Annotated in this window: 9 protein-coding genes; 7 read left to right on the forward strand and 2 right to left on the reverse strand. The window is 69.2% G+C overall.

Going from position 1 to position 15,250, the window contains the following annotated elements; all coding sequences use genetic code 11:
* Nucleotides 1-28: 28 nt before the first annotated feature.
* From ACFOWZ_RS33880 to ACFOWZ_RS33910, 7 genes are read left to right on the forward strand one after another with little or no spacing between them, the layout of a single operon-like run.
* Nucleotides 29-1,549, forward strand: a complete 1,521-nt coding sequence (locus ACFOWZ_RS33880; protein ID WP_382378027.1) for a TIGR02677 family protein — start codon at nt 29-31, stop codon at nt 1,547-1,549.
* Nucleotides 1,546-2,709, forward strand: coding sequence for a TIGR02678 family protein (locus tag ACFOWZ_RS33885; protein WP_382378028.1), 1,164 nt, complete (start codon nt 1,546-1,548; stop codon nt 2,707-2,709). Before ACFOWZ_RS33880 ends, ACFOWZ_RS33885 begins: the two co-directional genes overlap by 4 nt.
* Before the next feature lie 5 nt (nt 2,710-2,714).
* Nucleotides 2,715-6,653, forward strand: a complete 3,939-nt coding sequence (locus ACFOWZ_RS33890) for a TIGR02680 family protein (RefSeq protein ID WP_382378029.1) — start codon at nt 2,715-2,717, stop codon at nt 6,651-6,653.
* Entirely contained in the window at nt 6,650-7,813 is a 1,164-nt protein-coding gene (locus tag ACFOWZ_RS33895) for a TIGR02679 family protein (RefSeq protein WP_382378030.1), read from the forward strand. Before ACFOWZ_RS33890 ends, ACFOWZ_RS33895 begins: the two co-directional genes overlap by 4 nt.
* A 35-nt stretch (nt 7,814-7,848) precedes the next feature.
* The gene (locus ACFOWZ_RS33900) at nt 7,849-9,240 is read left to right on the forward strand and encodes a TIGR02677 family protein (protein WP_382378031.1); all 1,392 of its coding nucleotides are present in this window, start codon (nt 7,849-7,851) and stop codon (nt 9,238-9,240) included.
* Nucleotides 9,237-10,313, forward strand: a complete 1,077-nt coding sequence (locus ACFOWZ_RS33905) for a TIGR02678 family protein (protein ID WP_382378032.1) — start codon at nt 9,237-9,239, stop codon at nt 10,311-10,313. The genes ACFOWZ_RS33900 and ACFOWZ_RS33905 overlap by 4 nt, the downstream gene beginning before the upstream one ends.
* Nucleotides 10,306-14,088, forward strand: a complete 3,783-nt coding sequence (locus ACFOWZ_RS33910) for an SbcC/MukB-like Walker B domain-containing protein (RefSeq protein ID WP_382378033.1) — start codon at nt 10,306-10,308, stop codon at nt 14,086-14,088. The genes ACFOWZ_RS33905 and ACFOWZ_RS33910 overlap by 8 nt, the downstream gene beginning before the upstream one ends.
* Here the strand turns inward: ACFOWZ_RS33910 and ACFOWZ_RS33915 are convergent.
* Nucleotides 14,085-14,600, reverse strand: coding sequence for a hypothetical protein (locus tag ACFOWZ_RS33915; RefSeq protein ID WP_382378034.1), 516 nt, complete (start codon nt 14,598-14,600; stop codon nt 14,085-14,087). The genes ACFOWZ_RS33910 and ACFOWZ_RS33915 overlap by 4 nt on opposite strands.
* Nucleotides 14,597-15,205: a DUF6218 family protein gene (locus tag ACFOWZ_RS33920; protein WP_382378035.1), complete on the reverse strand. Its 609-nt coding sequence runs from the start codon at nt 15,203-15,205 to the stop codon at nt 14,597-14,599. Before ACFOWZ_RS33920 ends, ACFOWZ_RS33915 begins: the two co-directional genes overlap by 4 nt.
* Nucleotides 15,206-15,250: the final 45 nt, after the last annotated feature.

The following is a 15,250-nucleotide window of genomic DNA, read 5'->3' on the forward strand; positions in this document are numbered from 1 at the left end:
GTCGGACCCTCCTGGCAGACTGACCCGCATGCCGGACTATCAGCCGTTCGCGCACCTGACTGCACCGAACGTCGACCTCTATCGCGCCGTGATGGGGGAGTTCGTCCGTGCCAAGCGGCGGTTCGTCGTGCACCTGCGCCCCGAGGACCTGGAGCTGGAGGCGGACCTCGCAGCGGTCACGGACGCGCTCGGCAGGCTGAAGGACTGGGGCAACCTGCGTGCCGACCCGGACACCAGCCGCGTGACCACGGTCGAAGACTTCCACCGCGCCCGGTTCCTCTACCAGCTGACGCCCGCAGGAGAAGCGGCTGAGCAGGCACTTCAGACATTCGATGAGGCACTCGGCCGCCGCGGCGCACTCCAGGCAGTGGCACTCACCGACATCGTCACGCAACTGCGGGCACTGCTGGAGCTGGCCCGGCATGAAGCACCCGATCCGGCCAAGGTGCACCTGCTGCTGCACGGTCTGGTCGGCAGGTTCTCGGACCTCGCGGACAACGCCCAGGCGTTCATGGGGTCGCTGCAGCGGTCGATCGACCTGCACGACGTCGACGTCGACGCGTTCCGGGCGTACAAGGACCAGCTGATCGACTACCTCGAACGGTTCATCAAGGACCTGGTCACCACCGGTGCGGAGATCGCGGGTCTGGTCACGGAGATCGACGACACCGACGCCGAACGGCTGCTCAGGACCGCGGCGGCACGCGAAGCCGAGGACGCGGCGCCTGGTGCGGACGAGTCCGAGGAAGCCCAGTTCGAACGAGGCCTCGCGCTGTGGCGGGAGCGGTGGCTCGGGTTGCGGCAGTGGTTCGTCAGCGGACCGCAGCACCCCAGCCAGGCGAAGCTGCTCAGGGCTCGGGCGCGGGCGGCGATTCCGGCGCTGTTGCAGGTGGTGTCAGCGCTCAACGAACGGCGCGCGGGGCGGTCGGATCGGTCGGCGGACTTCCGCACGCTGGCGCGGTGGTTCGCGCAGGCGCCGGACGAGGCCACGATGCACCGGTTGTGGCGGACGGCTTTCGGGTTGTCGTCGGCGCGTCATCTGACGGTCGATTCCGACACGCTGGCCGAACGGGAGGAGCAGCCTGTCGCGCCGAGTACGCCCTGGTACGACGCGCCGCCGTTGCTGATCAGCCCGCAGCTGCGCAAGACCGGCAGCTACGAGCGGCGTGGCAAGCCCAACCGGATCGTCGACAGGTCCGACCAGCGCAGGATCCTGGCGGAACGTGCGGCGCGGCAGGCTGAGGAGACCGAGCTGGCGCGCAAGCGGCTGGTGACGCATCGGCCGACGAGACTCAGCGAGGTCGGGACGCTCGACCCGGCCGAGTTCTCCTTGTTCCTGAGCTTGCTCGGGGACGCGCTGGCGGCTCGCGGGCCGCGACAGAGACACGTTTCCACGGCCACGTCCGACGGCACGCTGGAGATCAGGTTGACCGCACTCGACAAAGGCGTCGCGGAGATCCACACGCCGGCCGGAACGTTCCGCGGGCCCGACCACGTCATCGAGATCGTCGACCTGACCGCGGCCGAACCCGAGGAGTGGTCGGCGTGAGCCGGTTGTCGGACACCCTCACCGCGTCACAGGCTGACGACCGGAGAAGAGCAGCGCGGGCGTTGCTGCGGCGGCCGTTGCTGCGGGCGAGCGCGCAGGCCGAGGAGTATCGGCTGGTCCGCAAGCACGAGACGGAACTGCGGGCCTGGTTCGACCTCAACACCGGCTGGCGGCTGGTCGTCGACAGCGAGGTGGCGCGGCTGGTGAAGATCGCGGCGACCACGGACGACCCCAGCCATCCCGCGCGGGACACGCGGTCGAAGCTGCCGTTCACGCGTCGTCGGTACGTGTTGACCTGCCTGGCCTTGGCGTCGCTCGAACGGGCCGATGCACAGATCACGCTGGGCCGGCTCGCCGGGCAGGTCGTCCTCGGGGCGGCCGATCCCGAACTGGGAGTCGACTTCACGCTCACCGGCCGGGAGGAGCGCTCGGACCTGGTAGCCGTGGTCCGGCTGCTGCTCGACCTCGGCGTGCTGAGCAAGGTCGCGGGTGAGGAAGACGCCTTCGTGCGGGACACCGGTGACGTGTTGTACGACGTGGAACGGCGGGTGCTGGCCACGATGCTGGCGACCCGGCGTGGCCCGTCCACGATGGACGAACTTGATTTCACCGAGCTGACCGCGGACGTCGTGCCGGACAGCGACGAGCTGCGCAACCGCGCGATCCGACACCGGCTGACCCGGCAGCTGCTGGACGAACCGGTGCTCTACTACGACGAGTTGAGCGAAGACGAGCTGGCCTACCTGACACGTCAGCGTGCCGCGCTCACCAGGCAGGTCAGCGAACTCACCGGCCTGGTCGCCGAGATTCGTGCCGAAGGCATCGCGATGATCGACCCCGCCGACGACCTCACCGACGTGCGCATGCCCGAGAGCGGGACCGAGGGACACGTCACGCTGCTCGTCGCCGAACACCTTGCGGCACAGGTGGAAGTGCGCATCGAAGACCTACACGAACGGGTGCGTGTGCTGGCGCGGGAACACAAGTCGTACTGGCGCCGCAACGCCACCGAACCAGGTGCCGAGAACGAGTTGGTCGAGCAGGCTCTCACGCGCCTCGTGGCTCTGCATCTGGTGAGCCGGGAGCACGACCGGGTCCGTGCCCGACCGGCGCTCGCCCGCTACGCACTCGCCGAACCGACCATCACCACCACGAGGTGACCGACGTGCTGCCCCTCCCCTCCCGCGAGCGCTGGCAACCACTGCGCGCCGGGCTGGTCGACCTCTTCTACTACGACCAGGAAGAGTTCCGGTTCCGCGACGGACGCTTGTTGCTCCGTGGCAACAACGGCACCGGCAAGTCGAAGGTGCTGGCGTTGATGTTGCCGTTCCTGCTGGACGGCGAACTGTCGCCCCATCGCGTGGAACCGGACGCCGACCCGAAGAAGCGGATGGAGTGGAACCTCCTGCTCGGCGGCGCGCACCCGCACCCGGAACGGCTCGGCTACACCTGGCTGGAGTTCGGCCGGCTCGACGACGACGGCACGGCGGAGTACCGCACGATCGGGTGCGGGCTGAAGGCGGTGTCCGGCCGCGGCATCGCGAGGCACTGGTTCTTCGTCACCCACCAACGGATCGGGCAGGATCTCTCGTTGGTCGACGCCACGACCACCTCGCTCGCCCGGGATCGGCTCGCCGACGCACTCGGTGAGCACGGCACGGTCTACGACAAGGCCCGTGAGTACCGGCGGGCGGTGGACGAGGCGTTGTTCGGGCTCGGCGAGCAGCGCTACGCCGCCCTGGTCGACTTGCTGATCAACTTGCGTGCACCGCAGTTGTCCAAGCGCCCCAACGAGAAGGCGCTGTCCAACGCGCTGACGGAGGCCCTGCCGCCCCTGGACCAGGCTGTCATCGCCGACGTCGCGGAGGCGTTCCGCAGCCTGGAGGAGGACCGCGACACCCTCGCTGCCATGACCGAGGCACGTGACGCGGCGGAGTCCTTTCTCGGCCACTACCAGCGCTATGCACGGGTGGCGTCACGCAGGCGCGCAGGGCAGCCACGCAACGCGCAGTCCAACTACGAGCGCGTCAACCGCGAGCTCACGGCGGCGCAAGAAGCACACGCGCAGGCACAGCAGGCACTCGACGCGGCCGAAGAGCAGCTCAACCAGCTCGAACAGCACGCCGCACGCCTGCGGGCCCGAGACGAAGCGCTGCGGGCCAGCCCCGAGATGCGCAGCGCACGAGAGCTGGAACGGGTTGCCCTGGAAGCGCAACGGCTCCGGCGTGAGGCGGGTCGGCTGGCGGTCGAAGCCACCAAGGCCGCCGACACGGTCGGCTATCGCACCAGACTCGCGAGCGACGCGGCCGCGAGCCTCCAGGAAGCGGCGGAAGCGCTGGAAGGCTGTCGTGCGGTGGCAGCCGAGGCCGCTCGTGCGGCGCTGCTGGACGAAGCGGTGCTGACCGACCGCACCGAAGCGGATCGCGCGGCCGAACGCCAGCACCGGGCGGTCCGGCACGTCGACGGGCTCATCACGTCCGTGGAGCAGGCGAAGGCGAAGCTCGACCAGGCGAGACAGCGGGTGGACGAGCTCGCGGCGGAAGCCGATGCCGTGGCCCAGCGCCGAGCCGAGGCCGCCGATGCCGTCGAAGAACAGGGCCGGGCACTGGTCGCCGCGGCTCACCGGCATCTGGCGAGCACGGTCGAGCTGCATGCCGAAGTGCCCGCCGAACTGGACCTGTGGGTCGAGACGCTCGACGGGCCGAACCCGGTGAAGACCGCGGTGGACATCGCCGGGCACGTCGCCGGCGCGGCACTGGCGGACGCCGAAGCCGACACGAGGACGCGTGAGTCCGCCGCACGGCTTCGCGGCACCGGTCTGAGCGAGGAGATCACCAAGCTGGAGGCGGGAGAGGACAGCTTGCCACCGGTCCCCCACACGCGCCGTGCACACCGTGACGGCAGGCCTGGCGCTCCGCTGTGGCAGCTGATCGACTTCAGCGACGAGCTCTCCGGCGACGAGCGTGCGGGACTCGAAGCCGCGCTGGAGGGCGCGGGGCTGCTCGACGCGTGGGTGACCCCGGACGGTGAGCTGATCTCGCCTGACACCGAGGACGCCTTCCTGCGTGCCGCCGAGGCCGAACCGGCGAACCTGACTTCGGTGCTGCGGGCGGACGACCAGGTGTCCGCCATCCTCGCCACCATCGGTGTCGGCGGCGGGAAGAACTGGGTCGATCTCACCGGCCGGTTCCGCATCGGGGTGCTCGAGGGCGCGTGGCACAAGCCCGCGGCGGAGTTCATCGGCCGCAGTGCCCGCGAGGCCGCCCGGCTGGCCAAGCTTGCCGAGTTGCGAGCCGAACTCCTTGCCGTGCAGGAGGAACTGGCCACGATCGCGGCCGAGCAACGCACGGTGCGCGAACGGCGGGCGACCCTCGCCGCCGAGATCGCGGCATGCCCGGACGACACCGCGCTGCGCAAGGCCCACGCGGCGGTGCACGCGATCGACGGCGAGCAACACCGCCTCGTCGAACGCCGGCGCATCGCGGAAGAGAAGCGAGCCGAAGCCCACACCGCGTTCAACGCCACGGAACGCCGGCTCGTCGAGGAAGCCACCGAGGTGGGCTTGCCCTCCACTCGCGGCGAACTGGAAGCGGTGTCAGAGGCCCTGGCCCGGTACCGAGTCGCCATCGCCGCTCTCTGGCCGGCCCAGCGCCGCCACAGCGACGCGATCCGTGACGACGAGCGCGCTCGCGGCGAACTCGCCTCCGCGACCGAGGACCACGCCGCACGGCAGGAGCAGGCCGCGGAAGCGGCGTTGGCGAGTGAGGCGGCCGCCGAGCACCACGAGACGCTGGCCGCCACCGTTGGTTCCGCGGTGGCAGAGCTGCAACGTCAGCTCGCGGAGGTGGCGGAGGCGATGCGGCAGTGCGGCGACGATCGCAAAGCCGCAGACGGCCGTCGCACCGAGGCACTCACGAACCGGGGCAAGGCGGAAGGACAGCTCGAGACTCTCGGCGCGCAGTTGGACGAAGCGACAGCCAACCGTGCCGAGGCGGCGGAAGCACTGCGACGGTTCGCCACGACCGGACTGCTCGCGGTGGCACTGCCCGAGCTGACGACTCCCGATCCCGCAACGCCGTGGGCGCCGGACCCGACCGTGCGGCTGGCCAGGCTGATCGACCGTGAGCTCACCGACCAGGCCGACGACGACCAAACGTGGGAACGCGTCCAACGCAAGGTCAACGACGAGCTGAAGACGTTGATGGACACGTTGTCGCGGCACGGGAACTCGGCGACAGCACGGTTGCTCGACGACGGCATCGTCGTGGACGTCCTGTTCCAGGGCCGCACGACGAGCACACCGGAGCTCACCGACGCGTTGCGCGCCGAGGTGGCCGACCGCAGCCGGATCCTCGATGAACGCGAGCGCGAGATTCTGGAGAACCACCTCGTCAACGAGGTCGCCAGCACCCTCCAGGAACTGATCTCCGCCGCCGACGAACAGGTGGCGCGGATGAACGCCGAACTGGACGGCCGCCCGACCAGCACCGGCATGCGGCTGCGTCTGAGGTGGTTGCCGGTCGAGGACGGTCCGACCGGACTGGCCACGGCCCGCGAACGCCTGCTGCGCCAGACCTCAGACGCCTGGTCGGACGAGGACCGCTCGGCCGTCGGCGAGTTCCTGCAGGCCGAGATCGCGAACGTGCGGGCCCGCAACGCGGCGGGCACGTGGCTGGAGCACCTGACGGAGGCCCTGGACTACCGCAAGTGGCACCGGTTCGTCATCCAGCGCCACCAGAACGGCCAGTGGCGCACCGCGATCGGCCCGGCCTCCGGTGGTGAACGCGTGCTGACGGCGAGCGTCCCGCTGTTCGCCGCGGCGTCCTCGCACTACGCCTCCGCGGGCAATCCGCACGCGCCCCGGTTGGTCACCTTGGACGAGGCGTTCGCGGGTGTCGACGACGACTCACGAGCGAAGTGCATGGGTCTGCTGGCGGCGTTCGACCTGGACGTCGTGATGACCAGTGAACGCGAATGGGGCTGCTATCCCGAGGTGCCGGGGCTCGCGATCGCCCAGCTGTCCCGGACCGACGACATCCCGGCCGTGCTGGTGACTCCGTGGGAGTGGACCGGTCACCGCCGCATCAGAGTGGCTGCCGGATGACGCGATTGCACCGCCTGCTCGGTGGCGAAGACCTGGCCTGGCTCGTCGCTCGGGTGCGCAAACGCCTTGAACGCGCTGAACCGCTCGACATCAGCGTGACGCTGCCGAACGCGACGGAAGCTCAACGCCAGGCCGTGCATCGCCTGCTCGGTCGTGCACCACGCCCAGGCCGGGCGTTGAGCGTGTCGTTGCCGTCGGTCGACGACCTGCTGCGCCGCTCCGGTGCGCACCCGGACGGTCTCGCGTCGGCGGTGCTGGAACTGACCGGCCCGCTTCCGGACGCGGTCGACCTGGAAGCCCTGTGGGACAAGGCGTTCGAGCAGCTGACAGATCCACGCCTCGCCGAGTGGGCGCTGTCGTTGCGCGCCGGCGGCCTCGTCAAACGCCTCGCACCGGCCCCGCAGGCTGCGGACCTGCTGGCCACGCTGAACGTCGTCGTGCGAAACCTGCCGTCGCAGGGCGAGCCCATCGGCAGGTTCGCGGCACGCACGACAGGTGACGCACACGCACTGGACGATGACCGGCCACTGGCGACATTGGCGCTGCGGGCCGCCCGTGTCCTCTCCGGCCTGCCGGACGGCAGCGGCGCGGAATGGCGGCGCGAGGTCTGGGCATCGGTCGGCCTGATGCGGGACGAACTGTCCACCACGGTCATCGCCCTGGGCCTCACCGGGCACCGAGGTCTGGAGGCGTGGCGCGGCCAACCGGTGCATCTCACACTGCGCCAGCTCGTCCGGGATCCCCCGCGTCTGGCCCCAGTCGACGTCTTCGTCTGCGAGAACCCCGTCGTCGTGGCGGCGGCCGCAGACCACCTGGGACCGTCCTGCCCGCCGTTGGTCTGTACGAGCGGCCAGCCCGGCGCCGCCGTGATGCATCTGCTCCGCCTGATCGTCTCCGCGCACGGGACGTTGCACTACCACGGCGACTTCGACTGGGGCGGCCTTCGCATCGCGAACGTGCTGCACGGTCGCGTGCCCTTCACCCCGTGGCGCTTCGACACCGCGTCGTACCTCGCCGCGGGTGACGTCGGGCGCCCGCTCACCGGGACGCCGGTCGAAGCCCTCTGGGATCCGGCACTGGCACCGGCCATGAGCCAGGCAGGACGTCGCGTCGAGGAGGAACTGGTGCTGGACGATCTCCTGGAGGACCTGTCGGCCTGACGGCCGTGTCACCCGAAGGAAGTACGGTGACACAGGTGACGACGTTTTCTCGGGTGCCCGCGGACCTGTTCCGCTTCACCACGACCGACCACGCGGAGCTGCACACAGCGGTCCTGCGCGTGTTCGGGGTGGCGAACGGGCGCCTGGAGACCGTTCTCACCATCGACGACGTGCAGCAACGACTGAGGCACGTCGGCTGGACCGAACAGGTGACGGAGGACGAGCTGGCCGCGTCGCTCGCTGCTCTGCGTCAGTGGGGGTTGCTCGACTCCGCGCAGCAGCGGTACGGGCTCACCAAGCTCGGTGAGGCGGCGTACGCGGGAGTCGAGCACGCGCTGAGCACGCTGACCAGCAGCGGGTCTTTGCAGACCGCGGTGCTCGACGCGATTTCAGATCGGCTCGACGAGCTCGCGGAGACGACGGATGACCGGCGCGCGTTCACGGCCCTCATGGAGCTCGAGGCACACCTCGGCGCCCTCCGGGCCAACACCACGCGGTTCAACGCGGATCTGCAGCGGCTGCTCAGGGATGAGCAGACCGATCTGGCCACGTTTCAGGACGTCAAGCGCACCACGGTCACCTATCTGCGGGACTTCGTTGCGGACCTCGACGCGCGCAAGCAGCACGTGCGCGCGAAGATCAGCGACATCGACGTCGTCAAGTTGCATGAACGCGCGCGCAATGGCGCTGATCTCTACCAGGACGCGCATTGGCTCGATGAGCGTGCACGGGCGTGGGACGGCCTTAAGGCGTGGTTTCACAACGTCGACGAACTGCAGGATGTTGCGCGGAGGGCGATTGTGCAGCTGCTGCGTGTGCTCGACCGGATCAGTGAGCAGCGCAAGAGGCCGACCAACACCGCCGCCGACTTCAGGGCGCTGGCCAAGTGGTTCGCCAGGACCGAGTCCGAGGACGAGGCGCACGAGCTGTTCAACGCGGCGTTCGGGTTGTGGCCCGCGCGGCACGCTCACATCGCGCACGCCGACGGGGAGTTGATCCCGAGCGCTGAGCCGTGGCACAACACGCCGCCGGTGGCCGTGTCGCCGCAGCTGCGCACGACCGGCAAGCAGGACCACCTCGGCAGCACCGGCAAGGTCCGCAACGTCGACGAGGTGCGACGCAACCGCCGTGTGCAGGCCGAGAAGGAACGCGCCGAGCTCGAACACGCGTGGCGGCAGATCCAGACCGACGGGCCGATCCGGATCTCCACGCTGACCAACCTCGACCACGACACGTTCCACCGGCTGATCGACCTGGTCGGGCGGGCTCTCGGCAGCGATCCGGACAGCACCGGAACGCGCACGGCCGGCACGAGCGACGGGCGGATGCAGATCAACCTCCGCAACGCCCGCGGCTGGGCGACCATCACCACCCAGAAGGGCACCTTGAGCGGGCCTGACTACGTGATCGACGTGCAGAGCCGATGAGCCGAACCGGAAACCAGCTCGCACGGTTGGAGAGCGAGGAGGTGGCGCGCGGTGTGCGGTTGTTGCTCGCACGGCCGTTGGTCTCCGCTGTGTACGACCACGACGGTTTCGATCTCATCAGAAGGCGTCGCGAACCGATCGTGAAGTGGTTCGACTACTACTGTGGCTGGCGTGTGCATGTGGAGCCACGCGCTGGATACGCGCGTCTCTTCAAGACGACGCAACGGCCGGATTGCACGCGACCGCTGTTCGACAGGCGGCGGTACATGTTGTTGTGTCTCGTGTGTGCCGAGTTGCTGGCGTCTCCGACGACGACCGTTGACGTGCTGACCACGCGCATCAAGCAAGCCGCCGCCGCGGACGGGCTCCCGTCGTTCGACCTCGACCGGCGCAGCGACAGGACGGCGCTGGCCGACGTGCTGACCTTCCTCGAGGAGAACGGTGTCATCGAAGGCGGCGAACACCTCCGTGCCGACCCGTCGCTCATCACCCGGCTGCTGGCCGCGCCGGTACCGCCCTCCACAGTGGACACCATCGAGGACCTCACTCGCGAGACCCGGTACGAGAGCGCGCACCGCAGCCTGTGGCAACGGCACTCCACCATGCGCCGGCTGATCGACGATCCCGTGGTGTACCGGGACGAGCTCACCGCGAGTCAGCTCGCGTTCCTGACGTCTCCCACCGGCCGCAAGGTCGTGCAGACCGGCATCGGGCTCGCCGGCTGCACACTGGAGGAACGCGCCGAGGGGTTTCTCGTGGTAGATGCTGACGCGATCGCCACGGACACGAGGTTTCCGGACGACGACAGCAACGCGAAGGTCGCGGCGTTGTTGTTGCTCGACCGGTTGGCACAAGGTCCCGCACGGTTCGAGGACCTCGTCGAAGAAGCACGCGAACTGCTCACGAAGTTCCGCAACTGGGCCACCGCCTACCAGTCGGACGGTGGTGCGGGCAGGCTCGCGGCGGAAGGGCTCGCGCTGCTGGAGGCGTTCGGGCTCGCGCGCACGGAGAACGGCACCGTTCGCAGGCTGCCCGCGGCGGCCAGGTACGCGGTGGAGGAGCTGCATGACTGACCGGTGGCAACCGAGTCGCGCCGGGATCATCAACGTCTGGCGCTACTACGACGAGATCTTCTCGTTCTACCAGGGCAGACTGTTGCTCAGAGGTCCCAACGGCACGGGCAAGTCGAAGGCGCTCGAGCTGCTGCTGCCGTACCTCTTCGACGCGAACCTGCGCCCGCACCGCCTGTCGACGTTCGGCAGCGCGGACCGCACCATGCACTGGAACCTCATGGGCGAGGGCAACCAGGGCAGCACGCGCGTTGGTTACCTCTGGCTGGAGTTCCAGCACGGCGAGGAGTGGTTCACCTGCGGTGCGCGGCTGCAGGCGACCACGAACACCTCCAACGTCACCGCGACGTACTTCACCACGTCGTTGCGGGTGGGCGACCTGGCGCTGGTGGACGAAGCCGGTCGACCGTTGACCAAGGACGATCTGGTTGCGGCGATTGGTGAACACGGCGTCGTGCACGCCTCACCAGCCGACTACCGCCACACGGTGCGGACGACTTTGTTCCCTGGCGTGAGCGAGCAACGGTACGACTCGCTCATCACGGCGTTGCTGCAGCTGCGCACGCCGAAGCTGTCCGAACGGCTCGACCCGGGCATGCTGTCCTCGTTGCTGTCCAAGGCGCTTCCGCCGCTGGACCAGTCCGATCTCACCGAGATCGCCGAAGGGTTCGAACGGCTCGACCACCAGCGAGAGGAGCTGCGGCGGCTCGACGAGGACATCGCCACCGCCGAACGGCTCGCGGGCGTCCAACGCACCTATGCGCAGCGCGTTCTCGGTGCGGCTGCCCATGCGTTGTCGTCTTCTTCTGAGCAGCTCGAAGACCTGACGCGGGCCGCACGGATGAGCGAGCGCCGTTACCAGCGGCAGATCGCGCTGACCGACGAAGCGTTCGAGCAGCTCACGGCGCTGGGACGGGAGGCGAGCGCGGTCGACGCCGAGATCGCCGGCATCTCCGACCTGCCCGCCTACCAGGAGGGCAAGCAGCTCGACCTGTTGCGGCAGCAGCTTTCTTCCGCGAACCTTCGCGCGTCCGAGGCGGCCGCGCACGCGGCGAAGCTCCGTGCTCGGGCTGTTGCCGAGGACGAACAGGCCGAGCAGGCCAAGGCAGATGCCGCTGCTCGCGCTGACGACCTGCGGCGTTCGGCCGCGGAGGCCCGAGAGGCTGCCGAACGGGCCGGTATGCCGTCGGTGTTCGACGAGATCGACGCGGACACCGACGCACGTGCGGGCCGTCAGCTGCTCACGGCCGCTGTGGACGCACGCACCGCAGAGATCAGCTCGGTCCAGCGTGCCGTTGCCGCCCACGAAAGAGCAATCGACGCACGGGATGCCGCACGCCAACGGCTGGAAGAGACTCGTGAAGAGCTCGAACTGGCCACGGAAGCGGAAGCCGTGGCGCAGCAGGCGTTCGAGCAAGCGTTTGCGAAGTTCGGCGCGGACTTCGAAACGTGGACGCACGGCTGTTCTGAGCTGCGCGTCTCCGAACACGACGAGGTAGCGGAAGCCGGCGCCCTCGCCCGTGAGGAATTCAGTCGCATCGAGGCACGCCTGCACGAGACGCGCACGGCGTTGAACGGCCAACTCGCGCAGTACAACGCCATCCGCGAGAAGCTCGCCAATCAGGTCGACGTGCCGCCGCCCGCGCCGTACACGCGCAACGGCGAATACCGTTCTTCTGCCGGGGGCGCCCCTCTGTGGCGTTTGGTCGACTTCCGCCCTGGCACGCCACCGGCCGTGTGCGCCGCAGTCGAGGCGGCTCTGGAGGCGTCGGGCCTGCTCGATGCCTGGTTCACTCCGGGCACGTCGTTCGGCCTCTCCGACCACGACCGCTTCGCAGAACCACTGCTCGCCTCGCCCGCTCCCGGTCGCACGCTGCTGGAAGTGCTCGTCACCGACGACGACCGCTGCCATCGTTTTCTCCAGGGCATCGCGTTCGGGGAGACGGCCACCGGCCACACCGCCGCCATCGGTGCGGACGGGACGTGGCGCCTGGCCATCGTCCACGGCCGCTGGACCAAGCCCGCCCCCGCCTACATCGGCGCGGACTCCCGCAAACGCGCACGAGCGGGCCGCATCGCCGAGCTCACCGGCCTGATCGAGCAGCTGGCGACCGACCTGTCCGGGGTGGACGCCGCGCTGAACCAGATCGCCGTGCGCCGAGCGACCTTGGCGGGCGAGCTCTCCCGGCAACCGTCGACGGACCCGATCGAGATCGCCGAGGACCAGCGCACCAAGGCCCAGTTGCGGTGTGCGGCGCGGAAGGACGCCGTGGCCGCCGCGACCCGGCGGGTGGCGGAGACCGAGGCCACCGTGGCCGAAACCCTCCGCGCCATCGACACTGATGTGCCGGACACGGAGGAGGTGTCGGCGTTCCGCAACGCGGGTCACCGTTGGCTGGATGACCGCCATGGCGCGTTCACGGCAGAAGCGATCTCTCACGACGCTTTGAGCCGCGCCGCACTGAGCGGTTCGCTCGCCGACGAGGCCGAGGAGACCGCCGCCGCTCGCCAGCAGGAAGCCGCCGACCTCGCCATCACGCTGGAGACCGTCGAACGCTCCGCGGGCTCCGAGTTCCACGCGCTGGACCAGCAGCTGATCTCGTTGCGAACCAAGGCACTCGCTCTGGCCGAGGAACGCGAAACGCTGCAGTACAAGCAAACTGGGCTGGCGCGCACACTCGGCACGCTGGAGGAGAAGCGCAAGATAGACACCGCACGTGCCGCGGAAGCCACCGTCGTCCGTGACGCGGCCGAAGCACGCTATCGCCACCTCACCAGCGGCCACCTGCCCACCGACGCGGGTGACGTGCCGGAGGGACCTGTCGATGCACAGCTGATCCGCGACGCCGAGTCCCGCCTCGGTATGGCGGTGCACCAGGCACAGCAACAGCTGGCCGGCCGCATCGACCTGTCCCTCGACCCCGACGACGACGTCACCGTGCTGAGCGCAACCCTGGACGGCGCGCGCATGGGCGCCAACGCGCTGTTCCAGGCGTTGCAGGCCGAACGCGAACGCATGCGCACACACATCACCGACGGCGAACGCGATCTCTTCGACCAGACGCTCACCGGTGACACCCGACGGCACATCGCCCAACGGATCCAGGGCGCCTCCGAGCTCGTCGAAACCATGAATCAGCACCTGGAGCGCGTCCAAACCGCCTCAGGCATCCGCGTGCAGCTCGTCTGGCAGGTGGATCCCCAACTCCCACCAGGCACCCGCGAAGCCCGTGACCTCCTGTTGCGCTCGGACCTCGACGCCGAAGAACGCGCGTTGCTGCACCAGTTCTTCCGCGAGCGCGTAGAAGAGGCACGCGCACACGACACCGCAACGGGCTGGGAACAACAACTCGCCCAGGTGCTGGACTACACGACGTGGCACCAGTTCGTCGTGAAGGTGGATCGCGGCGAAGGCTGGGTCCCGGTGACCAAACGCGTCCACGGCGCGTTGTCCGGCGGTGAGAAGGCCATCGTGCTGCACCTGCCGCTGTTCGCCGCGGCAGCCGCCCACTACCACGCCACACCGAACTCACCCCGCCTGATCCTGCTGGACGAGGTGTTCGTCGGTGTCGACGCCACCAACCGCGGCCAGCTGCTGGAGCTGCTGGTCAACTTCGACCTGGACCTGGTGCTCACGTCGGACCACGAGTGGTGCGACTACCAGGAGCTGACCGGCATCGCGATCCACCAGCTCACGACCGGAACCGATGGCGACGACGCCGTGACGACGGTCCGCTTCACGTGGGACGGCCACAGCCTCAGAGCAGACGAGGACTAACCGGCGAAGAGGGCCAGCATTTCGCGTTGCTCTTCAGTCACGGGGAACGCCGGGTTGCGCCGCGGATAGATCTCCGCGGCCTCCCACAGCTCACCACGCACGCTGGACGCAACGCCGATCTTGCGCCCACGCGCGCGTAGATCAGCCACAACAGCAGCGGCGTCGAACAGGTAGACGGCGTCCACGACCATCGGCCGCACGGTGCCGGCCGAGCTCTCCGCCGGCGCCCGCGGCCCCGTCAGCACCAGGTAGAGCTCCGGTCCGTCCTCGCGCAGGTCGAGCAGGTTGTCCCGCTTCAGGTACCACCTGATGTTCACGGTCCGCCCGTCGGTGAACCGTCCGTCGACGCCCCTGGCCGTCGTGCCCTGCTCCAGCTCGATGCCGAAAACCTGTGCGGCGATCCAGTCACCGAGGTGTCCCGGCAGCGCCGGTCGCCGGATGCACGCCGACAGCGCGGCATCGACCCGGTTGCGTTCGCGGATCAGCCTGGCCACTCGCGTCACGTCGTTCACGCGCGCCCTCCCACCAGTCGCCTGCGCAGTCCCGGATGATCCGCCATCGCCTCCGTCATCGCGCGGAACCAGTGCGGTGGAAGCACTTCCGGTGTTCCGAACTCTTCCTTCAGGTAGCTGCGCCGTTCCATCGCCGCCGCTGTCTCCTGCCAGCGCCGCACCGTCCACCGCACCAGGTGGCACGCCCGCAGCACCCCGGCCGCGGCACCCGGAGCGAACGAGGGAGGACGGAGCCTCGCGTACCGGTGCATCTCCTCCTCCGTGGCGGGCAACGGATCCGGGATGTCGACCTGCCACTCCAACGGCACGACCGCCGGGTTCTCCGCGCGGTGCTCCTCGACCCGTTTCTCACAGGCGGCACGGATCTCGCCGATCTCGGCCAGCGCGTCCGAGATCGACATCGCCACCCAGCGCCGCGGCGGCGTGCCCGCGGCCGACTCCAGCCTCCGCACCAGGTCGAGCGACGGGTCCCAGCCGATCAGCAACCGATCCGCGCACAGGTCCACCAGACGGCGTGCTGTGGTGCGGTAGGTGAACGCCTCTTCCGCCGGCACGATCCACGCGCCGGTGTTCACGCCATCGGGATTCACGTACCAGAGCGCCACAACGTCCTCATGGTCCGTTACGACGTGATGCAACACGAAGTGGCC

It is taken from the genome of Lentzea rhizosphaerae (genome assembly GCF_042649515.1).
GTDB classification, from domain to species: Bacteria; Actinomycetota; Actinomycetes; order Mycobacteriales; family Pseudonocardiaceae; genus Lentzea; species Lentzea aerocolonigenes.

What these genes read in the sequence shown, in the direction of transcription:
- ACFOWZ_RS33880 (WP_382378027.1), top strand. Translation starts at nt 29, where the DNA reads ATGCCGGACTATCAGCCGTTCGCGCACCTGACTGCACCGAACGTCGAC.
- ACFOWZ_RS33895 (WP_382378030.1), top strand. Translation starts at nt 6,650, where the DNA reads ATGACGCGATTGCACCGCCTGCTCGGTGGCGAAGACCTGGCCTGGCTC.
- ACFOWZ_RS33905 (WP_382378032.1), top strand. Translation starts at nt 9,237, where the DNA reads ATGAGCCGAACCGGAAACCAGCTCGCACGGTTGGAGAGCGAGGAGGTG.
- ACFOWZ_RS33910 (WP_382378033.1), top strand. Translation starts at nt 10,306, where the DNA reads ATGACTGACCGGTGGCAACCGAGTCGCGCCGGGATCATCAACGTCTGG.